Here is a 22212-nt window from a genome sequence, read left to right on the forward strand (position 1 = left end):
GCCAACTGGGTGGAGGTGTGGGGTGTTGTCGATCTTCCGGAGCTACCAGCGCGAGCTGGTGTGCGGGCATTGCCACGGGCTGGTCGCCTGGGTCGGGCTGCGCCCGTTCCGCCACCCCTCGGTGAAGCACGTCACCGGGCCGGCGGTGTTCCCGATGCGCGAGCACATGGCGCGCGCGGTGACCCGGACCCGGCTGGCCCGGGCCATGGAGACCAGCCGCGACCCGCTGTTCGCCGGCGACCCCGAACTGCCCGACGCGATCGACCGGGGCCAGCGGCAGCTGGACTATCTCGGCCGGTCCATGGGTGAACCGGTGTACGAGCTGCTCTGCGGTGGTTGCGGACGGCAGTATCTGCGTTCCATGCCCCACCTGAGCCGGATGGTGCGCCGTGCGCCGACCGGTCGTGTTCCGTTGCGCTGACCCGTACCAGCGCGGGACGCGCTCGCCGAGCGTGCGCCCGGTTCGGCGCGCGGGAAGACGCTAGCGTTGAGCTATGCCGCATTTTGACGTCGTCGTGCTCGGTGCCGGTCCCGGTGGGTACGTGGCCGCGATTCGCGCCGCGCAGCTGGGTCAGCAGGTCGCCATCGTGGAGCAGAAGTACTGGGGCGGGGTGTGCCTGAACGTGGGCTGCATCCCGTCCAAGGCGCTGCTGCGCAACGCCGAGCTGGCGCACCTGTTCACCCACGAGGCCAAGACCTTCGGCATCACCGGGGAGGTGGCCTTCGACTACGGCGTGGCGTTCGACCGCAGCCGGATCGTGGCCGACGGCCGGGTCAAGGGCGTGCACTTCCTGATGCGGAAGAACAAGATCACCGAGTTCGACGGGCGCGGCACGTTCCGGGACGCGAACACCATCGAGGTGGCGCTCGGCGACGGCGGGACCGAGACGGTGACCTTCGACAACGTGATCATCGCGACCGGCGCGGAGACCCGGCTGCTGCCCGGCACCGAGCTCTCCGAGCGGGTGGTGACCTACGAGGAGCAGATCCTCACCCGGGAGCTGCCCGGCAGCGTGATCATCGCCGGCGCCGGCGCGATCGGCATCGAGTTCGCCTACGTGCTGTCCAACTACGGCGTGCGGGTCACCATCGTCGAGTTCCTGGACCGGCTGCTGCCGCTGGAGGACGCGGACGTCTCCAAGGAGCTGGCCAAGCGGTACCGCAAGTACGGCATCGAGTCCCACCTGTCCACCCGGGTCGAGTCGATCACCGAATCCGGCGACGGGGTGGTGGTGACCGTCACGGCGAAGGACGGTTCGACCAAGGAACTGCGCGCCGACAAGGTCATCCAGGCGATCGGGTTCACCCCCCGGACCAGCGGCTACGGCCTGGAGAACACCGGTGTGGGGCTGACCGACCGGGGCGCCATCGCGATCGACGACCGCATGCGCACCAACGTGCCGCACATCTACGCGATCGGCGACGTCACCGCCAAGCTGATGCTGGCGCACGTCGGCGAGGCGCAGGGCGTGGTGGCCGCGGAGACCATCGCCGGGGCGGAGACCCAGGAGCTGGACTACGTGATGATGCCGCGCGCCACGTTCTGCCAGCCGCAGGTGGCCAGCTTCGGCTACACCGAGGCGCAGGCCCGGGAGTTGGCGGCGGAGCGCGGCTGGAAGATCAAGGTGGCCCAGTTCCCGTTCACCGCGAACGGCAAGGCACAGGGCCTGGCCGAGCCGAACGGCTTCGTCAAGCTGATCGCCGACGACCACTACGGCGAGCTGCTCGGCGGCCACCTGATCGGCCCCGAGGTCACCGAGCTCCTACCCGAGCTCACCCTGGCCCAAAAATGGGACCTCACCGCCCACGAACTGGCCCGCAACGTCCACGCCCACCCCACCCTCTCGGAAGGCCTCCAGGAAGCCTTCCACGGCCTCCTCCACGGCATGATCAACTTCTAATCCCGGTTCAGTGGGTTTGGCACGCTGATTCAGTGGTTGCAGCACGCTGATTCAGTGGTTTTGGCGGGGGTTGCCCTGGGGTTCAGGCCGCCGGGCGGGCCAGGGCGGCGCCGAGCGCGACGAACAGCCCGCCGGTGACGGCATCCACCGCCCGGCGGGCCTTCCGGTACCCGGCGACCGCCGCCGGCACGCTGGCCATCGCGGCGACCAGCACGAACCACGCCAGGCCGGTGCCCAGCATGATCGTCACCACCTCGGCCTGGCCGGCCGTGTCCACGTCCGGCGGGAGCAGGCTGGCGAACAGTGCGCCGTAGAACACCAGAGCCTTCGGGTTGGCCAGGTTGGTCAGCAGGCCGAGGCGCCAGGACCGCCAGCCGGACCTCGGCGCCTCGGCGCCGGCCCCGGGTTGCTCCGGCGCGCGGCGCCACGCGGAGCGCAGCGTGGTCAGCCCGTACACGATCAGGAACGCCGCGCCAGCCAGGCGCAGTACCAGGTAAAGCTGCTCGTAGCGGGCGACCAGTGCGGTCAGGCCGGCCAGTGCGGCCAGCGCCCAGCATGCCTGCCCGGTCACTACGCCGGCGGCCACCAGCATCCCGGCCCGGCGTGAACGGGCCACGGACACCCGCAGCACGGCCAGGAAGTCCGGTCCGGGACTGACCAGCGCGACCATCCACGCAACCAGCAACGGCAGATACTCCATGGCTACCAATCCCCGCCCAACTGGGCCTTCGCCGCCGCGATCCGCTCCTCGTCGCGCTGGTAGAACACCCATTGCCTGATTTTCTTGGCCCGCAGCAGGCCGACCTGGCGGAGCAGCTTGAGATGCTCGCCGCAGCTGGGCTGGCTGATGCCCAGCTTGTCCGCGATGAACACCGAGCAGACGCCGTCCTCCACCAGATCGCCGTCCCGCTGCGGCGGGAAGTGCGCCTCCGGGTCACGCAGCCAGTCCAGAATCAGTAGCCGCTTGTCGTTGGACAGCGCCTTCGCGAGCTCTACCTCCAGCACGGCCTCCACACTAAGGCAATTAGCTAATTTTAGGCGGGTTGCGGTTTAAAGACTCAGCTTGGACGGCCCCGGTTGGGTTTCTTGCTGGCTCGGGTGCCGGCCGTGGCGGTTCGGGGGTTGGTTCACGGAGGGTGGCGGCCACTTTCGTCGAGAGCAAGCTCAGTCCGCTGGAGACCCGCCCGTGAAGCGGACTCACCTTGCTCTCGCCGTCCGGCGCTCCGCCGGCGCCCCACGCCGCCGTCCCACCTGCCCCACCCGTCACGTCGCGGTGACCCTGGGTGACCACCGGCGGGGCGGTCGGCGCGGGTCCGGCGCCGAGCGGTGGCGGGGTCGTCCGGATCCATGATCGAAAGGCGACTGGACTGCCACTCGGCGAAGCCGACCGCGACAACTCCGCCACCGCGGCCACGCAACGTGAACGAAACCGGCGGCGCCGGCACTCAAGCCCAAACGAAACCCACCGCGGCCGTCCAAGCCGATCTTCAAACCCGCACCTACCGGGAACTCGAACTCAGAGCAGGTGCAAGTTCTCCAGCGCCTGCCGGATCACCGCCAGCTCGGACCCGTCGGCCTCGACCAGCGGCAACCGCAGTCCGCCGACGTTGTGCCCGAGCAGGTTCAGCGCCGCCTTCACGCCGATCGGGTTGGTGGTCACGAACAGTGCGGCGAACAGCTCCTGGAGTGAGGAGTTGATCTCCGCGCGCTTTTCCGGTTCGTCGACCATGCGGCGCATCGCGTCGCCGGCGACGTGGCTGGACACCAGGATGCCGCCGCAGCCGCCGATGTCCAGCACCGGCGCGAACAGGTCGTCGTTGCCGGCGTAGACGCCGAGGCCGTCAATGAGTGCAAGGTTGTCGTTGTTGGCCTGCTTGACGTAGTCCACCCGATCGATCTCCGCCAGCTGGGTCAACAGGGAGTTTGGCAGGTCGATGGCCGCCCGGGAGGGGATGTTGTAAAGGATGACCGGCTTGTCGGTGGCGGCCGCGATCTCCCGGTAGTGCGCGGTGATCCCGCGCGCGTTCGGCTTGTTGTAGTACGGGGTGACGGACAGGATCCCGTCCACGCCGAACTCGGTGCACATCTCGGTCATCCGGCAGGCGTGTCGGGTGTTGTTGGAGCCGGTGCTGGCGATGACGGTGGTGCCAGCGGGACGGTTCTGGCAGGCCAGCTCCACCAGGCGCAGGTGCTCGGCGCTGTACAGGGTGGACGGCTCGCCGGTGGTCGCGCACACCACGAACCCGTCCGAGCCGTGCCCGGCCAGGTGCTGCATGAGGTCCACGAAGGCCTGTTCGTTCACGGCCCCTTCGGCGTCGAACGGGGTGACGATGGCGGTGAGTACGGCGCCCAGCGACATGCCCCGCAGCATCTCGCATTCCGGCCGACGCGTCGAGCCGCTTAGTGCTCGCCAATCCACAGCAGATCACAAAAGAGTATATGCAAAATCGTTATATCGATCTTATAATGCGGTGACTATGGGACCGCCCGGCTGGACACCTCGCCTGCAGGCGAAGGCGTACGGCGAGGTGCACGAGGCCGGGGAGCGGGCGCGGCAGGTCTCGGTGCAGCTGCGCGGGCTGGACCGGGCGGCGCGGGACAAGGCGCTGCTGGTGCTGGCCGACGCGCTGACCGGGCGGCGTGAGGAGATCCTCGAGGCGAACCGGGCGGATCTGGCGCGGGCGCCGGAGGACGAAAACCTCCTCCGCGAGCTCACCCTGGACGGCCGGCGCATCGACGACCTGGCCTACGAGATGCGCACGCTGGCCGCGCTGCCGGACCCGCTGGGCGAGGTGGTGCACGGCATGCGGCAGCGCTCCGGGCTGCGCCGGGCGCAGGTGCGCGCGCCGATCGGGGTGATCGCGGTTCTGCACGAGGGCATGCCGTGGGTGCTCCCGCACGCGGCCGGCATGCTGCTCAAGACCGGCAACGCGGTGCTGCTGCACGACGCCAAGGGGTTCGCGGCGGCCACCGACGAGGCGCTGGCGCGGATCATCCGGGACGCGTTGAACACCGGCGCGGTGCCGCCGGACGCGGTGCAACTGATCCCCAGCACGCACAAGGCGGCGGTGCGCTACCTGCTGGGCGCCGAGGAGCACGTGGACCTGGTCATCCCGTTGCTGCCCCGGGGCATACCGGCGCAGATGTTGCCCGAGGCGCGGGTGCCGATCCTGCGGCTGGGTCGCGGCGGCGGGCACATCTACGTGGACGCCGAGGCCGATGTCGAGCTGGCGCAACAGATCGTCTGCGACTCCAAGATCGGTTACGCCTCGTTCCCGCACACCGCGACCACCGTGCTGGTGCACGCGGAAATCGCGCGGAAACTGGTGCCCGGGCTGCATCAGGCGCTGCTCGACAACGGGGTGGCCATCCACGCGGACGAACGGTTCGCCGCGCTGGCCCCCGGCTGCCCGCCGGCCACCGAGGACGACTGGCGCGCGGACGGCCCGTCCGCGGTGCTGGCCGCCGCCGTGGTGGACACCCTGGGCGACGCGCTGACGCACATCGACACCTACGGCACCGGCCACACCGAGACCGTGGTCACCGGTGATCCTGCGGTGGTCCGGCGGTTCACCACCCAGGTGGACGCGGCAACGATCACCGTGAACGCGCCGATCACGCTCACCGACCCGTCGAGCAACCCGCTGGACCCCGCGCTGGCCTACTCCACGCAGCGATTACGCCCGAGGGGTCCGCTCGGCCTGCAGGAGCTGACCAGCACGAAGTGGCTGGTCTGGGCCTCGGGGCAAGGTTTCGACCTCGATTGACTTAGCGCTCAGGGATAGCGTGATCAAAGTCAAAGTGGTACGAACCAGAGGTGCGGATAACCTCGGTTGTTGCCGGTGTGATAGGTGTGCTTCTAGTGGCGGGTTGTGGCTCCGCGCCCCCGCAAAACTCGGCGCCGCCACCCGGCGGAACCGCCCAGGTGGGCACCGACCGGCCCGCGTTCCGGTCGATCTACCAGGAGCTGGTGGAGACCAACACCACCGCCTCGGCCGGTGACTGCACCCTGGCCGCCCAGCGCATGGCCGACCGCCTCAAGAAGGCCGGCTACCCGGACGACCAGCTGAACGTCTACGTGCCGCCGGACCACCCCAAGGAAGGCGGCCTGATCGCCACCCTGCCCGGCACCGACCCGTCGCAGAAGGCGGTGCTGCTGCTGGCGCACATCGACGTGGTGGAGGCCAAAGCCGAGGACTGGGGCCGCGACCCGTTCAAGCTGGCCGAGGACGCCGAGTACTTCACCGCGCGGGGTTCCAACGACGACAAGGCGATGGCCGCGATCTGGGTGGACAGCCTGGTCCGCTACCGAGTCGAGGGCTTCCAGCCCAAGCGCACCATCAAGGTGGCGCTGACCTGCGGCGAGGAGGGCAGCCACCAGCTGAACGGCGTGCAGTGGCTGCTGGCCAACCACCGGGACTGGGTGGACGCGGCGTTCGCGGTGAACGAGGGCGCGGACGGCGCGCTGGACGCCCAGAACAACCGGGTCTTCCTGGAGATCCAGGCCGGCGAGAAGGTGTACCAGGACTTCACCCTGCAGGTCACCGACCCGGGCGGGCACAGTTCCCAGCCCCGCCCGGAGAACGCCATCCAGACCCTGGCGGCCGCCCTCGGCCGGATCAGCATCAACGCCTTCCCGGTCGCGCTGAACGACGTCACCAAGGCCTACTTCGCCCAGCGGGCCGACCTCACCGGGGGCGACCTGGGCGCCGCGATGAAGGCGCTGGTGGCCAACCCGGGTGACGCGGCGGCGGCCGGCAAGCTGGCCACCGACCCGCTCTACAACGGCACCATGCGCACCACCTGCGTGGTCACCATGCTCAACGCCGGCCACGCCCCCAACGCGTTGCCGCAGCTGGCCAAGGCCAACGTGAACTGCCGGATCCTGCCCGGCACGCCCGGCCCCGAGATCCAGCAGGCGCTGGTGAACGCGATCAACGACCCGAGGGTGAACGTGTCGCCGGCCGAGCCGTTCGAGACCGCCGCCCCGTTGCCCACGCTGTCCGACGAGATCCTCGCGCCGGTGCGCGACGTCTCCGGGCGGCTGTGGCCGGGCGTCCCGCTGCTGCCCACGATGGCCCTCGGCGCCACCGACGGCCGGTTCCTGAACGCCGCCGGCATCCCCACGTACGGCCTGAGCGGCACCTTCTTCAAGCCCGGGGACAACCACGACCACGGGCTGAACGAGCACATCTCGGTCCGCTCGCTCTACGAGGCGCGCGATTTCCTTTACGACGTGGTGAAGCGGTACGCCAATCCGTAGAAAACCGTTTTCGAGGGGGGCGGATCAAGGATGATCCGATCGATGTCGACGGCGCTGCTGTGCGCCGGGGCAATGGTGCTGGCCGGGTGCGGATCTCCGCCGACGGCACCTTCCGGAGCACCGTCGGCGCCGGCGGCGCAGGACGACCGTGCGGCTTTCCACGACCTCTACCAGGAGCTGGTGGAGACCAACACCACCGCCTCGGCCGGTGACTGCACGCTGGCCGCCCAGCGGATGGCCGACCGGCTGAAGAAGGCCGGCTACCCGGACAACCAGCTGAACGTCTACGTGCCGCCGGACCACCCCAAGGAAGGCGGCCTGATCGCCACCCTGCCCGGCACCGACCCGTCGCTCAAGGCGGTGCTGTTGCTGGCGCACATCGACGTGGTGGAGGCCAAGGCCGAGGACTGGGGCCGCGACCCGTTCAAGCTGATCGAGAAGGACGGCTACTACCAGGCCCGGGGCGCCAACGACGACAAGGCGATGGCCGCCGTGTTCACCGACAGCCTGATCCGCTACCGGGCCGAGGGCTTCCAGCCCAAGCGCACCATCAAGATGGCACTCACCTGCGGCGAGGAGGGCAGCTTCCCGCTGAACGGGGTGGAGTGGCTGCTACAGAACCACCGGGACTGGATCGACGCGGCGTTCGCGCTGAACGAGGGCGCGTACGGCAACCTGGACGCCCAGAACAACCGGGTGTCCCTGGACATCCAGGCCGGCGAGAAGGTGTACCAGGACTTCACCCTGAAGACCTCCGACCCGGGCGGGCACAGCTCCCAGCCGGGCGCCGGCAACGCGATCCAGTCGCTGGCCCGGATCGGCGCCTACACCTTCCCGGTGCGCCTGAACGAGGTGACCAAGGCCTACCTGGACAAACAGGGCGACCTGACGAAGGGTCCGGTCGGCCCGGCGATGAAGGCGGTCGCGGCCAACCCGGACGACGCGGCGGCCGCCGCCACGGTGGCCGGCACCTCGCCCGGCCTGAACGCCACGCTGCGCACCACCTGCGTGGTCACCCAGATCCAGGGCGGGCACGCGCCGAACGCGCTGCCCCAGGCGGCCAGCGCCAACGTGAACTGCCGGATCCTGCCCGCCACCCCGGTGGCCGAGGTGCAGCAGACGCTGGCCGGCCTGGTCAACGACCCCAAGGTCACGCTGGAGGCCAAGCAGCCGCCGGCCGTGGTGTCCCCGGTTCCGGCGATGTCCGAGGAGGTCCTGGCCCCGGCGCGCGAGGTTTCCGCCCGGATGTGGCCGAACGTGCCGCTGGTGCCGGCGATGTCGGTGGGCGCCACCGACGGCCGCTACCTGAACGCCGCCGGCATCCCCACCTACGGGTTGAGCGGCCGCTTCTTCAAGTCCGGCGACCACCACAACCACGGCCTGAACGAGCAGATCCCGATCAGCTCGCTCTACGAGTCCCGCGACTTCCTGCACGAGGTGGTGAAGCGCTACACCAGCTAGGGCAGGTGCACGTACTCGTAGTCGATGGGCTTGTTGTTGATTCCGGTGTTCGGCGGGCTGACCCAGCTGGCGATCTTGCCGGGCTCGTAGACCGGGCGCATCAGGCTGCGGACGTGCGCCTTGTCCGCCTCGGTGGGCAGCCAGGCGTCCCGCTTGGCGTTCCACGCGTCCGCGCCGACCAGGTCGCCGGCCGGGGTCACGTTGTGCCCGGCGAACTCGCCGACCTGCCGGTTGAAGCCGACGTGCGGCAGGCTCAGGCGGCGGTCCATGCCGGCGCGTTCCAGGATGCGGTTCCAGCGCTTCATGCCGCTCTGGCAGTCCTTGACGTACTCGGAGCGCAGGTCGTGGTTCAGCGCGAGCAGGGCCGAGACCTCGTCGGTGGTGATCGCGCCGTCGCGGACCACGGCCACCTCGGCGGCGTCCTCGGTCAGCGTGTGGTCGTCGTCCCGGCGCTCCTCCTGCCAGCGGCCCTTGAGGCCGGCGGTGAAGTAGTTGGCCGCGTTGGTGGACCGCTCCGAGCCGAACAGGTCCAGCGACACCGAGTAGTGGAAGTTGATGTACTTCTGGATCACGTCCAGCGGGATCCCGCCGTGCGCCGCGATGTCCTCGGAGTCGTGCTCGCGCGTCAGCTCGGCGGTGCGGGCGACCACCCGGTCGACACCGGTGGTGCCGACGAACATGTGGTGCGCCTCTTCCTTGAGCATGAACTCGCAGGTCCGGGACAGCGGGTCGAACGCGGACTCCTTCAGCGAACCGAGCTGGTACTTGCCGTCGCGGTCGGTGAAGTAGGTGAACATGAAGAAGGACAGCCAGTCCGGCGTCTCCTCGTTGAACGCGCCCAGCATGCGCGGCGAGTCCAGGTCACCGGAGTTGCGCTGCAGCAGGGCCTCGGCCTCCGTGCGGCCGGTGCGGCCGAAGTAGGCGTGCAGCAGGTAGACCATCGCCCACAGGTGGCGGCCCTCCTCCACGTTCACCTGGAACAGGTTGCGCAAGTCATACAGCGACGGCGCGGTCTCGCCCAGGCGGCGCTGCTGCTCGACGCTCGCCGGTTCGGTGTCGCCCTGGATGACGATCAGGCGCTGCAGGTCGGCGCGGTACTCGCCGGGGACCTGCTGCCAGACCGGCTCACCCCGCCGCTCGCCGAAGGCGATCCGCCGGTCGTGGTTGCGCTCGGCCAGGAAGACGCCCCAGCGGTACTCCTCCATGGCCACGTGCCCGAAGTGCGCCCAGCCCTCCCGGCCGACGTCCACCGCGGTGCGCAGGTACACGTCCTCGGTGGGCAGCGCCGGGCCCATGGTCTTCCACCAGTTGAGGAAGTTGGGCTGCCAGGACTCCAGTGCGCGCTGCAGCTTCCGGTCCCCGGCCAGGTCCACGTTGTTCGGGATCTTCTCGGAGTAGTCGATGCTCATGATGTCCCTTCGGGACCCGTGAGTGGCGAGTGTCGCTATAGCGCTACTCGCCACTCACGAGCGTGGGGTCAGACTCGCTTGCGGTCGAATTCGGCGCGGCGGCCGGTGCCGTAGCGGCGTAGGGCGCCGTCCGGGCCGCTGGCGTTGGGGCGGACGAAGATCCAGTTCTGCCAGGCGGTGAGCCGGGAGTAGATGCGGCTCTCCATGGTCTCCGGGCCGACGAACCGGTGGTTGGCCTCCATCCCGGTCAACGCGTCCGGGGAGAGGCTGGCCCGTTCCTCCAGGGTGATCCGGATCTCGTCTTCCCAGTCGATGTCGTCCGGCGCGTCGGTGACCAGGCCCAGCTCCAGGGCGTCGGCGGCCAGCAGCCGGCGGCCGGTCTCCTGGCGGAGCTTGGCCAGGTAGTCCTCGTCGCCGTAGAACCGCGACTCCAGTCGGGACAGCCCGTTGGCCATCGGGAAGGCGCCGAAGTTGGACTCGGACAGCACGATCTGGGCCGGCTCGCCCTCCTCGTCGCCGTCCTCCATCAGGCCGTCCAGCATGTACTGGCGGTCGCAGGCCAGGGCCAGCTCGAGCAGCGCGCCGGCGAAGCAGGAGCCCGGCTCGATCAGCGCGATCAGGCTGCGGGAGGTCAGGTCCAGGCGCTTGAGAGTGCGCTTGAAGTAGTGCCGGATCTCGTTGACCAGCCAGTCGTCCCGGCTGTGCTCGGCGATCAGGCGCTCGAAGGCCAGCGCGTGGGCCACGTCGCCCTTGGTGCGGACCAGCCAGGTGCCCAGCTCCAGCTCGTTGGTGCGCAGCCAGAGGATCAGGTCGTCCAGCTCGCGGGTCATGGCCAGCGGCCAGAAGTCGGCGCCCAGCTCGTGCACCCGCTCGACGGTCTCCGGCAGGTCGCCGGTGGGGCCGTGCACGGTGATCTCCACCTGGCGCTGTGCCCGGTCCAGCCGGGCGTGCACGTGCCGGTAGCGGATCTCGTCCTCGGTCTGCTCCACCTCGAGCGGGGGCAGCGCGACGCCGCGCGCATCCTTGGGCCGGGTGGAACGGGCGACCGCCTCGGCGGCCCGCTCGGTGACCTTCTCGTCCCAGACCCGGTGCGGGAACACCGCGTCGACCAGCTTCCAGTCCACCGCCTGGGTGCCGCGCACGCCCTCGGACTTGGTGGCGAACACGTCGGCCCGGTCCTTGCGCACGCGGCGCTTGTCGGTCACCCGGGTGAGCCCGCCGGTGCCGGGCAGCACGCCCAGCAGCGGGATCTCGGGCAGCGCGACGGCGGACGAGTTGTCGTCGATCAGCAGGATCTCTTCACAGGCCAGGGCCATCTCGTAGCCGCCGCCGGCGGCGGTGCCGTTCAGCGCGGCGATCCAGGTCTGCCCGGAGTTCGCGCTGGCGTCCTCGATGGCGCACCGGGTCTCGTTGGTGAACTTGCAGAAGTTCACCTTCCACGGATGGCTGGACTGGGCCAGCATCCGGATGTTCGCGCCGGCGCAGAAGTTACGGTCCTTGGCGCTGGTCAGCACGACCGCGCGCACCTCGGGGTGCTCGAAGCGCAGTCGCTGTGCGGCGTCGTAAAGCTCGATGTCCACGCCGAGGTCGTACGAGTTCATCTTGAGCTCGTAGCCCTCTACGAGGCCGCCGTCCTCGGCGACGTCCAGGCGCAGGTAGGCAACCCCGGTCTCGGCGCTGTGCTCGGTGTCGAGCCGCCAGTGCCGGTACTGCTCGGGCGCGGTGCGGAAACTCACGCGTAGTGGGTTGGCGCTCATCTCGCCGTCCGCCTTTCGTGGTCGGCGTCTACGGTCGGTCAATAGTCTACAGATTCATTGCGAATCGTCAAGTAGTTGTAGAGGATCGTTCGAGCGTTTCCCTCGGATCTATGCCGAGCGAGCGGTGGTCCAGAGGGATGCATCGCAAGGCGGACGACGAGCCGATAGCGGAGCTATCGGGGAGGAGGACAACGCCGCGAGGCGCCCTCTGGGCACCGCGCAGCCGGCTGGATGATCCGTGGGAAACGCTCTAGGTCAAATAGCGTTGAATGGAGGGGTACGCGGGAGAAGAGTGGGGGGCGTCATGTCTGGTCCGTCATCGTTGTCGGGGGACGCGCGGCCGGCGGAGGGGGCGCTGCCGGCCGGCGCGGTGGTGGTGCGCGCGGCCGACGTGGAGACGCTCACCGGCGGGCCGGCCACCATTCGCCTGCTCGCGGACAGCGAGGCCACCGGCGGGGCGCTGAGCACTCAGCGGGTGACCCTGGCCCAGGGCGCGGACGGTGCGATGCCGCACACCCACAAGCTGTCCACCGAGCTGTTCTACGTGCTGGACGGTTCACTGGACGTGCTGGTCGGCGACCGGGTGTTGACCGCCGCCACCGGCGACGTGCTGGTCGTGCCGCCGGAGCTGCCGCACGCGTTCGCCGCGTCCCGGGACTCCACCGCCGACCTGCTGATCGTGCTCACCCCCGGGGTGGAGCGGTTCGAGTACTTCCGCCAGCTCGGCCGGATCGTCCGGGGTGAGCTGGCCGCCGAGAGCCTGCTGGACATGCAGGACCGGTTCGACACCCACTTCCTGGTCAGCCCGCCGTGGCGGGCGGCTCGCTCTTCCAGGTGATCTGGTCGCATCGGCCGGCTGAACGCCTTTCGGGTCACCTGTTCCGGCCCGCCGCCGCGCAGCCGTGGGTGGAGTCACCCCGGCCGTTCCTGAGTTTCTCAGCAAACGCCTAGGTGGCCCGGATAACTTCGAGTTCATGCCCGTGACCGCCCCCAAGCCCCTGATCACCACGCCGCCGCCGGCGCTGCTCGGCTCCATCCGGCTGGCCGCCGTGGGGCTGGCCATGCTGCCGGCCGGGCTGATCGTGCAGCTGTGGCGGCACGATGCGCTGCTGGGCGGCCGGGTGGCGCGGTCGGCGATCCCGCGTGACGAGCGGGCCTGGCGCTGGCCGCACTTCGTGGCCAACGGCGTATCCATGGTCGGCGGCACCGTGATCGTCCCGGCGCTGCTGCTCACCCTGGCCGCGGTGCTGGCCATGCGCACCGCCCGGTGGCGGCCGATCCTCGGTGCGACCTCGGCGGTGCTGCTGCTCGGGGTCAGCCTGGCCGCCGGCAAGGAGCTGCTCGGCGGGTCGGCCGTGTCCGGCCCGGCCACCACCAGCCTGGTCTGCTGGGGCGTGGCCGCCTGGCTGCTGCACCCTTACCTGCCCACGGTTCTGTGGCGCGCACTGCACTGGCTGGCCGCTCCGGCCGCATTGGCCATCGGCGCCGCCCAGCTCTACCTGGGCCATCCCTGGTGGGCCGTCCTCGGCAGTTGGCTCCTCGGCACCCTCCTCCTGGGCGCGCTAGCCACCGCCGCACTGATCACCCGCCCTTCCCTCTTGCCCGCGAGTCGGCGCTCTCATCGGCGCGAGTCGACGTTTCCAGCACCCTGAGTTGACGTTCCTGGCACCCTGAGTCGAGTTCCAGCACGCCGAGTCGACGTTCCTGGCGCACCGAGTCGAGGTTCCAGCACACCGAGCCGACGTTCCGGGCACTCTGAGTCGAGGTTCCAGCACACCGAGCCGACGTTCCTGGCACACCGAGTCGACACCCGCGACCCCTTGAGCCGACGGTTTCCGGTTCTCGGCGGTGCCCCCGGACGGCCGGCGTTCACGGGGCACGGCGGTGGCGGCGCGGTTAGGGTCGGCCGATGACGGCGATCACGCGGCTGCTGGTGGCGAACCGGGGTGAGGTGGCGGTTCGGGTATGGCACACCGCCGAGTCGCTCGGGATCCCGTGCGTCGCGGTGCACGCCGCCGACGAGGCCGACGGCGGGCACCTGGCGGGCGCGTCGGACGCGGTGCGGCTGGATGCCGCCGGGCCGGCGGCGTACCTGGACGCGGCCGCGATGGTCGAAGCGGCTCGGCGGACCGGGTGCGACGCGGTGCACCCCGGTTACGGGTTCCTGTCCGAGCGCGCGTCGTTCGCCGAGGCCTGCGCGCGGGCCGGGCTGACCTTCGTGGGGCCGTCGCCGGCCGCGTTGACGCTGTTCGGGGACAAGGCGGCGGCCCGGGCGCGCGCGGCCGAACTGGCGATCCCGCTGCTCGCCGGCAGCCCGGTACTCACCGGCGAGGACCCAGCGGCGGACGAGCGGGCGGCGGCCCGGTTCGCCGCCGCGCACGGCGGGCAGGTCATGGTCAAGGCGGTCGCCGGTGGGGGCGGCCTCGGCATGCGCCCACTGACGATCAGCGCCGCGACGCCGCGCTCCCGCGCCGAGACGAACGCCGTCGCCGAGACGAACGCCGTCGCCGGGACGCAAGCGAACTCCGTCACCGAGACCCAGGCGAACTCCGTCGGCGAGACCGAGTCAGACCAGCGAACTGCCTCGAATGTTGCGTTTTTGCACGCAGAGCAGGAGGGGGTCGCCGGGGTACTCGCCCGGTGCCGGTCGGAGGCCGAGCGAGCGTTCGGTAGCCCGGCGCTGTATCTGGAGCGGTTGCTGCGCGGGGCGCGGCACGTGGAGGTGCAGCTGCTGGGCGACCGGACCGGTGCGGTGGTCGCGCTGGGCGATCGGGACTGCAGTGCGCAGCGGCGCCGGCAGAAGCTCGTGGAGATCGCGCCGGCGCCCGGCGTGCCCGACGGGTTGCGCGAGCGGTTGCATGCGGCGGCGGTACGGCTGGGTGAGTCGGTCGACCGGTTGGGGCTGGCCACCGCCGAGTTCCTGGTGTACCGGGACGAGTTCGTGTTTCTCGAGGTCAACGCCCGATTGCAGGTGGAGCACACGGTGACCGAGGAGGTCACCGGGCTGGACCTGGTGGAGCTGCAGCTAGCGGTGGCCGCCGGCGCCACGCTGGCCGACCTGGGCCTTACCGAAAGCCCGCCGTGCCGGGGTGCGGCGGTGCAGGCGCGGGTGAACGCGGAAACGCCGCGCGCCGACAGTGAGGTGCATCCGGCCGCCGGCACGCCGACCCGGTTCGAGCCGCCGTCCGGGCGGGGCGTCCGGGTGGACACCGCCGCCGGACAGGGGGTTCCGGTGAGCCCGAGGTACGACTCGCTGTTGGCCAAGGTGATCGTCACCGGCATTGACCCGGGCGCCGCGCTGACCGCGACCGAGCGGTCGCTCGGTCGCTTCCGGGTGGAGGGGGTGGCCACCAACCTGGGCGTGCTGCGCGCATTGCTGCGGCACCCGGACTTCCGGCCCGGCGAGGTGCACACCGGGTTCGTGGACGAGCACCTCGCCGAGCTGCTCGAGCCGCGGCCGGAGTCTGAGTCGGAGCCGCCAGGATCGGGGCCTCAGCCGCGCTCGGGCCTAGGGGCGGAGTGGCGGCCGGAGCTTGAGTCGGGGCCGCCGCCAGGGTCGGGGCTCGAGCCGCGGCCGGGGCTGGGGGTTGAGTGCGGGGTCGACGGGGAGGTCGTGCGGGCGCCGCGGGCGGGCGTGGTGGTGGAGCTGCCGGCGGCGCCGGGCGACGCGCGGCCGAAGGGTGCGCCGCTGGCCGTGCTCGAGGCGATGAAGATGGAGCACGAGATACCCGCACCCGGTCCCGTCGAAGTGATGGAGCTGTTGGTCAAGGTGGGTGACGCGGTCGGCGAAGGCACCCCGTTGGTGCGCGTCGAACCGGCCGGCCACGCCGCCGAGGACGAAACCGACCGGACCGAGCACGACCCGGACCACATCCGCGCGGACCTGGCCGAGACCCTGCACCGGCACTACACCGGCAGCGACGAGGGCCGCCCGGAGGCGGCCGCCAAGCGGCACGAAAAGGGCCGGCTGACCGCCCGGGAGAGCCTGGACGCGCTGTGCGACCCGGACAGCTTCGTGGAGTACGGCGCACTGGTCATCGCCGCGCAGCGTCGCCGGCGCAGCGTGGCGGAGCTGATCGAACGCACCCCGGCCGACGGCATGGTCACCGGAACCGCGCGCATCCACGGAACGCGCTGCGCGGTGATGTCCTACGACTACACGGTGCTGGCCGGCACCCAGGGCGTGCAGAACCACCGCAAGACCGACCGGCTGCTCGAGCTGGCCCGCCGGGAGAAGCTGCCGATGGTGATCTTCGCCGAGGGCGGCGGCGGGCGGCCCGGGGACACCGACCAGGCGGGGTTCACCGGGCTGGACGTGCCGACCTTCCACACGGCGGCCGCACTGGTCGGCGAGGTGCCCACGGTCGCCGTGGTCGGCGGTTACTGCTTCGCCGGGAACGCCGCGCTGGCCGGGGTGTGTGACGTGCTGATCGCGGTGGAGGGCGCCAGCCTGGGCATGGGCGGCCCCGCGATGATCGCCGGCGGCGGGCTGGGCCAGGTGGCGCCGGGGGACGTCGGGCCGATGTCCGTGCAGGTGCCGAACGGCGTGGTGGACCTGCTGGTCTCCGATGACCGGGCGGCGGCGGACGCCGCCCGGCGGTATCTGGACTACGCCACCGGCACTGTATACAGCGAGTATACCCATGAAGATCAACGCCTGTTGCGGGCGATGGTGCCGGAGAACCGGGTGCGCGCCTATCCGGTACGCGGGGTGCTGGACGCGCTGTTCGACACCGGCAGCGTGCTGGAGCTGCGGCGAGGGTTCGGCATCGGCATGGTCACCGCGTTCGCGCGGCTGGCCGGCCACCCGGTCGGCGTGATCGCCAACAACCCGCTGCACCTGGGCGGCGCGATCGACTCCGACGCCGCCGACAAGGCCGCCCGGTTCCTGCGGATCTGTGACGCCTACGGACTTCCCGTGGTCTCGCTGTGCGACACGCCGGGGTTCATGGTCGGCCCGGAGGAAGAGGCGAGGGGTGCGGTGCGGCGGTTCGGCGCGATGTTCGTCGCCGGGGCCAAGCTGCGGGTACCGCCGGTGGTCGTGGTGCTGCGCAAGGGTTACGGGCTGGGCGCGATGGCCATGGCCGGCGGCGGCTTCCGGGCCACCCGGATGACCGCGAGCTGGCCGACCGGCGAGTTCGGCGGGATGAACCTGGAAGGCTCGGTGGAGCTGGGCTACCGCGCCGAGCTGTCGGCGATCGAGGACCCGGTGGCCCGGCGGGAGCGGTACGAGGAACTGGTCGCGCGGCTGTACGAGCACGGCAAGGCACTCAGCGTGGCTTCCACCTTCGACCTGGACGACGTGATCGACCCGGCGGACACCCGGACCGTGCTCACCCGCGCACTCGGCTTCTGAGCGCGATCTCGGCCAGCGCGTCCAGGCCGAGCGCGATGGCCCGCTGCTCCCGGCTGCCGCGCCGGGTGCAGGTGAGCAGCCGCCGGCGGGGCACCGGGTCGCGCAGGGCCAGCCGGACCACGGCCATGCCGCTCGGGATCGGCACCAGCCGGGGCAACAGGCACACGCCCAACCCGTGCGCGACCATGGCGATGGTGGCCGCCCACTCCTTCGCCTGGTGCCGCACCTTCGGCGTGAAGCCGGCGGCGGCGCAGGCCACCGAGGCCAGCTCGAACTGGTCGCAGCTGTGCGCCACCGGGAGCACCCACTCGTCGAACTTGAAGTCCTCCAGCGAGACGGCCGGTTTTCCGGCCAGGGGGTGGTCGGCCGGAACCAGCATGTCCTGCGGCTCGTCCAACAGCCGTTGCTGGTCGAACTTGGGGTCGTCGGCCACCGGCCGGTCCAGGTTGGGCAGGGTGATCGCGATGTCCACCTCGCCGACCAGCAGCAGCTCGAAGGCGTTCTGCGACTCGACCTCCATGATGTGCAGGTCGAGATCCGGTTCCCGCTCGCGCAGCAGCGACGCGGCCGGCGCGATCACCGCCGGCAGCACCGAGGGGAACCCGCCCAGCTGCAGCGACCCGCCGCTCTGTTCGCCGTAGGCCCGCAGCTCGGCTCGCGCCTGCTCCCACTGGGTGGCCAGGCTGTCCGCGTGCTTGAGCAACAGGTGCGCCGCCGGGGTCAGCCGGACCCGCCGGCCGTCCGGTTCGAGCAGCGGGACGCTCAGCTCGTGCGCCAGCGAGCGCAGTTGCTGGGACACCGCCGACGGCGTCAGGTGCAGTGAACCGGCCGCGGCGGTGATGGTGCCGAGCTGGTCGACGACGCGGAGCACGTGCAGACGGCGCAGGTCAATCATGTAGTCAGATTGTACGTTGCTAGTAAGAAATGTGAAATGGACACGAGGGGTTTTCGAGCCGATCCTGGAGTCATGAACACCCAGCGCTGCCGTCGTTGTGGCTGGCCGGAGGCCGAGCCGTTCGAGATTGTGTCCCGCCACGAGACCGCCGAAGGGATCGTTGTATACACGCGGTGTGCATGCGGCCGGCTGCAGGTGCGCCGGGATGGCCCGGCGGAACCGGTGCTGGTCGGCCGGGGCGGTTCCCTGGCGCTGATCGGTGACGGCGTCTCGGTGCGCACGCTGGGTGGGGTGGCGCCGCCGGTCGGTGGCCTGAGCGCGTTGGTCCGGGCCGGGGTGGTGGTCGCGGTTGGCGCGCTCGCCGTGGTAGCGGCGCCGGTGCTGCCGGCCTCGGCTGTGGCGGCGCTCGGCGCGTTGTTCCTGGTCGCGGTGCTGTGTGGCGGCGCGTGGGCGTGGCTGAACTCCAGCCGTCGACCGATCTGGTTCGCGCTGCGCACCGGTGTCGCCGTGGTCGCCGCCGGGTTGACGGTGGCCGGCCTGGCGGCGCTGCTGGATGCCGTCGCCGTGCCAGTCTTGGTCGGCCTCTACCTGGTAGCCGCACTCTGGTTCTGGCGCACCCGTATAACCCGCCCCAACCCCCACCCCTGCCCCTAACCCCACCACCCTCGGCGAGTCGGGGATTCAGGTACAGCGAGTCGGGCTTTCGTGCCCCGGTGAGTCGGGGATTCGGGTACAGCGAGTCGGGGATCTGGGTACGGCGAGTTGGGGATTCGTGTGCGTCGTGGAGCGGGTTGAGGCGGGGCTCGGGCCGGGTACGTGGCCGGTACCTGGTAGCGGCGCCGGTTCGCAGAGTGCTTGGACGGCGGGCTGAGCTGTTCGCGCGGCCAGGAGTCGGCCGGGGGAGGCCTCGCGACTCTGCCGATAGCGACTGTCAGCGAGCAAGGCGGCGCTGGGATGAGCGATTGCCGAGCACTAGCTAGTGCGCTAGCTAGCGCACTAGCTGAGCATTAGCTAGCGCACTAGCTGAGCGAAAGACGAGTCGGACGGGCTGACCGGCAGGAGGCGTCCTCGCCCGCCCCGTCGTCAAAGCGATCCGCGGACCGGCACAGCGGACGAACGCTCCGCGCGCCAGCCATCCGCACCGTGCCCGGGTTCCCAACTCGCTGTACCCAGATCCCCGACTCGCCGTACCTAGATCCCCGACTCGCCTAGGGGTTAGCGGTGGAGGGGGTTGGGGTGGGGGTCGTCGGTTGGGGTGTCGGGGGTGTAGGTGGGGAGATCGGTTTCGGGTATTGGGGCGGCTTGGGCGGTCCAGCGGTTCAGCGAGTGCTTGATCAGCACCGGGTGGTCGAAGCAGGTGCTCACCAGTGAGCTGGTCAGCACGTCGGCCACCGGGCCGGAGCTCAGGGTGCGCCCGCCGCGCAGCAGCATGGCGTGCGTGGTGCTGGCCGGCAGCTCCTCCAGGTGGTGGGTGACCAGCACGCTCGCCAGCGAGGGGTACTCCGCGCGCAGTGTGTCCACCGAGGTGAGCAGGCGTTCCCGGGCGGCCAGGTCGAGGCCGGTGCTCGGTTCGTCCAGGAGCAACAGGTGCGGCTGGGGCATGAGTGCACGGGCGACCAGGGTCCGGCCCCGTTCGCCCTGGGACAGCGTGGCCAACCCCGCGTCGCGCAGCCGCGCGACGCCGAGCAGCTCCATCAGGTCGTCCGCCCGGCGCAGCGCGGTGGCGCTGGGCTTCCACCGGGGCACCCAGCCGTTGCTGCCGGTGACCCCGGTGAGCACGGCCTGCTCCACGCTCAGCCGGGGGTCCAGCGGCTGGCGCGGGTCCACGTGGCCGATCCAGCCCCGCAGCTCGCGCATGTCCACCCGGCCCAGTCGGAACCCGAGCACCTGCACGGCGCCCCGGGTGGGGTGCGCGATCGCGCCGCACAGGGAGAGCAGCGTGCTCTTGCCGGCGCCGTTGGGGCCGAGCAGCGCCCAGTGCTCGCCGGCGTGCACGGTCAGCCGGATGCAGGCCAGGATGTCCCGGCCCTCCCGGACGAAATCCACGTCCACGATGTCCAGCACGGGTTCGGATTCACGGGGCACCCTTGAATCATGAACCATCGCACCGGCAACCGCCCGGGGCGCTCGGTGCTGAGCCGCGCGCTGGCCGTGCTCGGCGTGTTCTCCTCGGAACGCCCGGAGCACACGATCACCTCGATCTCCCAGGCCACCGGGCTGGCCCCGGCGACCACCCACCGGCTGGTCGCCGAGCTGGTCGAATGGGGTGCGCTGGAGCGGGTGGCGCGGGGCCGGTACCGGATCGGCATCCGGCTCTGGCGGGTCGGCGCGCTGGCCCCGGCCGCCCGGGACCTGCGGGACGCCGCGCTGCCGTTCCTGCAGGACCTGGCCTCGGCCACCGGGCACTACGTGCACCTGGTGGTAGCGGACGGACCACACGCCCTGTTCGTGGAGCGGCTGCCCGGGCGGATCGAGGCCGCGGTGCGTTCCCAGGTCGGCCGGCGGATGCCGATGCACGCCAGCGGGCCGGGCAAGGTGCTGCTCGCGCACGCGCCCGCCGACCTTGTCGCCGAGGTGGTGGCCCGAGGCCTGCCCAGGCTGGCCAGCGGCACCATCACCGACCCGGCCGAGCTGGCCGGCGCCCTGGCCGACATCCGCACCACCGGCTACTGCCTGAGCCGCGACGAGATGACCGAGGGCGCCTCGTCGGTGGCCGCGCCGGTGGTCGGCGGTTCCGGCCAGGTGGTCGCGGCGATCTCCGTGGTGCTGAACTCGGATTCGAAGAATCTGCAACCACTGGTGCCGGTGGTGCGGGTGACCGCCGCCGCCGTCTCCCGCGCGTTGGGCGCTCCGGGGGAACGTTTTCCGGTGAGTGAGAGAAGCCGCTGACAAGGGGTTCACCGCTTCCGATACTGCCAACTCCTGTTCCGGAGGGGTACGCGATCGAGGAGGTGACCCATGTCGACCAACTCAACGGCGAGTTCGGTGGGCGAGGGAACGCGAAACGCGGGCTGGGTGCTGCCGCTGTGCTGGGCGGCGGTAACCCTGGAGGGCGCCGACCTGGTGGTGCTGGGCGTGGTGATGCCCTCGCTGCTGCGCTACCCGGAATGGGGGCTGCACCCGGCCACCGGGTCGATCATCGCCACCGTCGGGCTGCTCGGCGTGATGGTCGGCGCGCTGTCGGTCGGCCCGCTCACCGACCTGATCGGCCGCCGCCGAGGCATGCTGATCACCGTCGTCGCGTTCTCGCTGCTGACCCTGCTCTGCGCGGTGGCGCCCGACCCGTGGACGTTCGGCGCCTTGCGCTTCCTCGCCGGGATCCCGCTGGGCGGGGTGCTGCCGGTGGCGCTGGCGCTGGTCAACGAGTACGCCAAGGGCGGCCGGGTGGGCACCGCGACCACCACGCTGATGATCGGCTACCACGTCGGGGCGGTGCTCACCTCGCTGTTGGGCATCGTGGTGATCCCGAACCTGGGCTGGCGGCTGATGTTCGTGCTGCTTGCTCTGCCTTCGTTGGTGCTGGTCCCGCTGCTGCTGCGGTTCCTGCCGGAATCCACCTGGTACCTGGCCGAGCGGCCGGAGGCCAACCCGGTGCGCACGCTGTTCCAGCCCGGCTACCGGCGGGCCACGCTGGCCTTCTGGCTGGCCTCGATCATGGGGTTGCTGCTGGTATACGGGTTGAATACCTGGCTGCCGGAGATCATGCGGGCGGCCGGCTACGGGCTGCGGGCCGGGTTGGCCCTGCTGCTGGTGCTGAACCTGGGCGCCATCCTGGGCATGTTGGTCGCCGGCTGGGTGGGCGACCGGATCGGGCTGCGCCCGGCCACCATGCTGTGGTTCGTCGGCGCGATGGTGTTCCTGGCGCTGCTCACCGTGAAGGTGGCCGGGGTGGGCATCGCGGTCAGCGTGCTGCTGGCCGGGGTGTTCGTGTTCAGCGCCCAGGTGCTGGTCTACGCGTACATCGGGCAGCGCTACCCGACCTGGGCGCGCGGCACCGCGCTCGGCTCGGCCAGCGGCGTCGGCCGGATCGGCGCGATCAGCGGCCCGCTGGTCGGCGGCGCCCTGCTCTCCGCCGGCATCGCCTACCCGTGGGGGTTCTACCTGTTCGCGGCGGTCGCGGCGGTGGCCGCGCTCGCGGTTTTCCTGGTGCCGGCGACTGTGAGGGAGTGA

Annotated in this window: 18 protein-coding genes; 11 read left to right on the forward strand and 7 right to left on the reverse strand. The window is 70.9% G+C overall.

Annotated elements, in window-relative coordinates:
* Nucleotides 1-25 precede the first annotated feature (25 nt).
* Entirely contained in the window at nt 26-421 is a 396-nt protein-coding gene (locus ABEB12_RS02695; protein WP_185058778.1) for a hypothetical protein, read from the forward strand.
* A gap of 73 nt (nt 422-494) precedes the next feature.
* A complete protein-coding gene (gene lpdA / locus ABEB12_RS02700) occupies nt 495-1901 on the forward strand; it encodes a dihydrolipoyl dehydrogenase (protein ID WP_185058779.1) in 1407 nt (468 codons plus the stop codon).
* 82 nt (nt 1902-1983) lie between these two features.
* Here lpdA and ABEB12_RS02705 read toward each other — a convergent pair whose 3' ends face one another.
* The 3 genes from ABEB12_RS02705 to dapA all read right to left on the reverse strand — a co-directional run bounded on the left by ABEB12_RS02705 (nt 1984) and on the right by dapA (nt 4260).
* Nucleotides 1984-2601: a LysE family transporter gene (locus tag ABEB12_RS02705; protein ID WP_185058780.1), complete on the reverse strand. Its 618-nt coding sequence runs from the start codon at nt 2599-2601 to the stop codon at nt 1984-1986.
* 2 nt (nt 2602-2603) lie between these two features.
* Complete coding sequence (locus ABEB12_RS02710; RefSeq protein ID WP_185058781.1) at nt 2604-2906, reverse strand: helix-turn-helix domain-containing protein; 303 nt, start codon at nt 2904-2906, stop codon at nt 2604-2606.
* 511 nt (nt 2907-3417) lie between these two features.
* Nucleotides 3418-4260 carry a 4-hydroxy-tetrahydrodipicolinate synthase gene (gene dapA, locus ABEB12_RS02715; protein ID WP_185058782.1) on the reverse strand — a complete coding sequence of 281 codons (843 nt, stop codon included), beginning with the start codon at nt 4258-4260 and terminating at the stop codon, nt 3418-3420.
* A gap of 118 nt (nt 4261-4378) precedes the next feature.
* Here dapA and ABEB12_RS02720 point away from each other — a divergent pair, with 118 nt between their 5' ends.
* The 3 genes from ABEB12_RS02720 (at nt 4379) to ABEB12_RS02730 (ending at nt 8625) form a co-directional block, all read left to right on the forward strand.
* Entirely contained in the window at nt 4379-5668 is a 1290-nt protein-coding gene (locus ABEB12_RS02720) for a glutamate-5-semialdehyde dehydrogenase (protein ID WP_345702538.1), read from the forward strand.
* A gap of 95 nt (nt 5669-5763) precedes the next feature.
* Nucleotides 5764-7164, forward strand: coding sequence for a M20/M25/M40 family metallo-hydrolase (locus ABEB12_RS02725; RefSeq protein ID WP_345702539.1), 1401 nt, complete (start codon nt 5764-5766; stop codon nt 7162-7164).
* Nucleotides 7165-7206: 42 nt separating this feature from the next.
* Entirely contained in the window at nt 7207-8625 is a 1419-nt protein-coding gene (locus ABEB12_RS02730) for a M20/M25/M40 family metallo-hydrolase (RefSeq protein ID WP_221497532.1), read from the forward strand.
* On the opposite strand, the gene boxB is transcribed toward ABEB12_RS02730, so the two are convergent.
* Nucleotides 8622-10034 carry a benzoyl-CoA 2,3-epoxidase subunit BoxB gene (gene boxB, locus ABEB12_RS02735; protein WP_185058786.1) on the reverse strand — a complete coding sequence of 471 codons (1413 nt, stop codon included), beginning with the start codon at nt 10032-10034 and terminating at the stop codon, nt 8622-8624. The genes ABEB12_RS02730 and boxB overlap by 4 nt on opposite strands.
* A 68-nt stretch (nt 10035-10102) precedes the next feature.
* Entirely contained in the window at nt 10103-11791 is a 1689-nt protein-coding gene (gene boxC / locus ABEB12_RS02740) for a 2,3-epoxybenzoyl-CoA dihydrolase (RefSeq protein ID WP_185058787.1), read from the reverse strand.
* A gap of 304 nt (nt 11792-12095) precedes the next feature.
* On the opposite strand from boxC, the gene ABEB12_RS02745 reads away from it, so the two are divergent.
* The 3 genes from ABEB12_RS02745 to ABEB12_RS02755 all read left to right on the forward strand — a co-directional run bounded on the left by ABEB12_RS02745 (nt 12096) and on the right by ABEB12_RS02755 (nt 17147).
* Nucleotides 12096-12629, forward strand: coding sequence for a cupin domain-containing protein (locus ABEB12_RS02745; protein WP_185058788.1), 534 nt, complete (start codon nt 12096-12098; stop codon nt 12627-12629).
* Nucleotides 12630-12765: 136 nt separating this feature from the next.
* A complete protein-coding gene (locus ABEB12_RS02750) occupies nt 12766-13443 on the forward strand; it encodes a hypothetical protein (protein WP_185058789.1) in 678 nt (225 codons plus the stop codon).
* A gap of 257 nt (nt 13444-13700) precedes the next feature.
* Nucleotides 13701-17147: a carboxyl transferase domain-containing protein gene (locus ABEB12_RS02755; RefSeq protein ID WP_221497533.1), complete on the forward strand. Its 3447-nt coding sequence runs from the start codon at nt 13701-13703 to the stop codon at nt 17145-17147.
* Here ABEB12_RS02755 and ABEB12_RS02760 read toward each other — a convergent pair.
* The gene (locus ABEB12_RS02760; RefSeq protein ID WP_185058790.1) at nt 17125-18042 is read right to left on the reverse strand and encodes a LysR substrate-binding domain-containing protein; all 918 of its coding nucleotides are present in this window, start codon (nt 18040-18042) and stop codon (nt 17125-17127) included. The two genes, ABEB12_RS02755 and ABEB12_RS02760, sit on opposite strands and share 23 nt — an antisense overlap.
* 72 nt (nt 18043-18114) lie before the next feature.
* On the opposite strand from ABEB12_RS02760, the gene ABEB12_RS02765 reads away from it, so the two are divergent.
* The gene (locus ABEB12_RS02765) at nt 18115-18696 is read left to right on the forward strand and encodes a hypothetical protein (protein ID WP_185061410.1); all 582 of its coding nucleotides are present in this window, start codon (nt 18115-18117) and stop codon (nt 18694-18696) included.
* A 561-nt stretch (nt 18697-19257) separates the two neighbouring features.
* Here the strand turns inward: ABEB12_RS02765 and ABEB12_RS02770 are convergent.
* Nucleotides 19258-20127: an ABC transporter ATP-binding protein gene (locus ABEB12_RS02770; protein ID WP_345702501.1), complete on the reverse strand. Its 870-nt coding sequence runs from the start codon at nt 20125-20127 to the stop codon at nt 19258-19260.
* 9 nt (nt 20128-20136) lie between these two features.
* On the opposite strand from ABEB12_RS02770, the gene ABEB12_RS02775 reads away from it, so the two are divergent.
* Together ABEB12_RS02775 and ABEB12_RS02780 are read left to right on the forward strand one after the other, a co-directional pair.
* A complete protein-coding gene (locus ABEB12_RS02775; RefSeq protein WP_185058792.1) occupies nt 20137-20931 on the forward strand; it encodes an IclR family transcriptional regulator domain-containing protein in 795 nt (264 codons plus the stop codon).
* A gap of 69 nt (nt 20932-21000) precedes the next feature.
* Complete coding sequence (locus ABEB12_RS02780; RefSeq protein WP_185058793.1) at nt 21001-22212, forward strand: MFS transporter; 1212 nt, start codon at nt 21001-21003, stop codon at nt 22210-22212.

The sequence above is a fragment of the Actinospineispora eucalypti genome (assembly GCF_039543365.1).
Lineage (GTDB): Bacteria > Actinomycetota > Actinomycetes > Mycobacteriales > Pseudonocardiaceae > Pseudonocardia > Pseudonocardia eucalypti.

What these genes read in the sequence shown, in the direction of transcription:
- ABEB12_RS02780 (WP_185058793.1), top strand. Translation starts at nt 21,001, where the DNA reads ATGTCGACCAACTCAACGGCGAGTTCGGTGGGCGAGGGAACGCGAAAC.
- ABEB12_RS02705 (WP_185058780.1), bottom strand. Translation starts at nt 2,601, where the DNA reads ATGGAGTATCTGCCGTTGCTGGTTGCGTGGATGGTCGCGCTGGTCAGT.
- ABEB12_RS02730 (WP_221497532.1), top strand. Translation starts at nt 7,207, where the DNA reads ATGTCGACGGCGCTGCTGTGCGCCGGGGCAATGGTGCTGGCCGGGTGC.
- ABEB12_RS02745 (WP_185058788.1), top strand. Translation starts at nt 12,096, where the DNA reads ATGTCTGGTCCGTCATCGTTGTCGGGGGACGCGCGGCCGGCGGAGGGG.
- ABEB12_RS02755 (WP_221497533.1), top strand. Translation starts at nt 13,701, where the DNA reads ATGACGGCGATCACGCGGCTGCTGGTGGCGAACCGGGGTGAGGTGGCG.
- ABEB12_RS02775 (WP_185058792.1), top strand. Translation starts at nt 20,137, where the DNA reads ATGAACCATCGCACCGGCAACCGCCCGGGGCGCTCGGTGCTGAGCCGC.
- boxB (WP_185058786.1), bottom strand. Translation starts at nt 10,034, where the DNA reads ATGAGCATCGACTACTCCGAGAAGATCCCGAACAACGTGGACCTGGCC.
- ABEB12_RS02720 (WP_345702538.1), top strand. Translation starts at nt 4,379, where the DNA reads ATGGGACCGCCCGGCTGGACACCTCGCCTGCAGGCGAAGGCGTACGGC.
- dapA (WP_185058782.1), bottom strand. Translation starts at nt 4,260, where the DNA reads ATGTCGCTGGGCGCCGTACTCACCGCCATCGTCACCCCGTTCGACGCC.
- ABEB12_RS02760 (WP_185058790.1), bottom strand. Translation starts at nt 18,042, where the DNA reads ATGATTGACCTGCGCCGTCTGCACGTGCTCCGCGTCGTCGACCAGCTC.
- lpdA (WP_185058779.1), top strand. Translation starts at nt 495, where the DNA reads ATGCCGCATTTTGACGTCGTCGTGCTCGGTGCCGGTCCCGGTGGGTAC.
- ABEB12_RS02750 (WP_185058789.1), top strand. Translation starts at nt 12,766, where the DNA reads ATGCCCGTGACCGCCCCCAAGCCCCTGATCACCACGCCGCCGCCGGCG.
- boxC (WP_185058787.1), bottom strand. Translation starts at nt 11,791, where the DNA reads ATGAGCGCCAACCCACTACGCGTGAGTTTCCGCACCGCGCCCGAGCAG.
- ABEB12_RS02765 (WP_185061410.1), top strand. Translation starts at nt 18,115, where the DNA reads ATGAACACCCAGCGCTGCCGTCGTTGTGGCTGGCCGGAGGCCGAGCCG.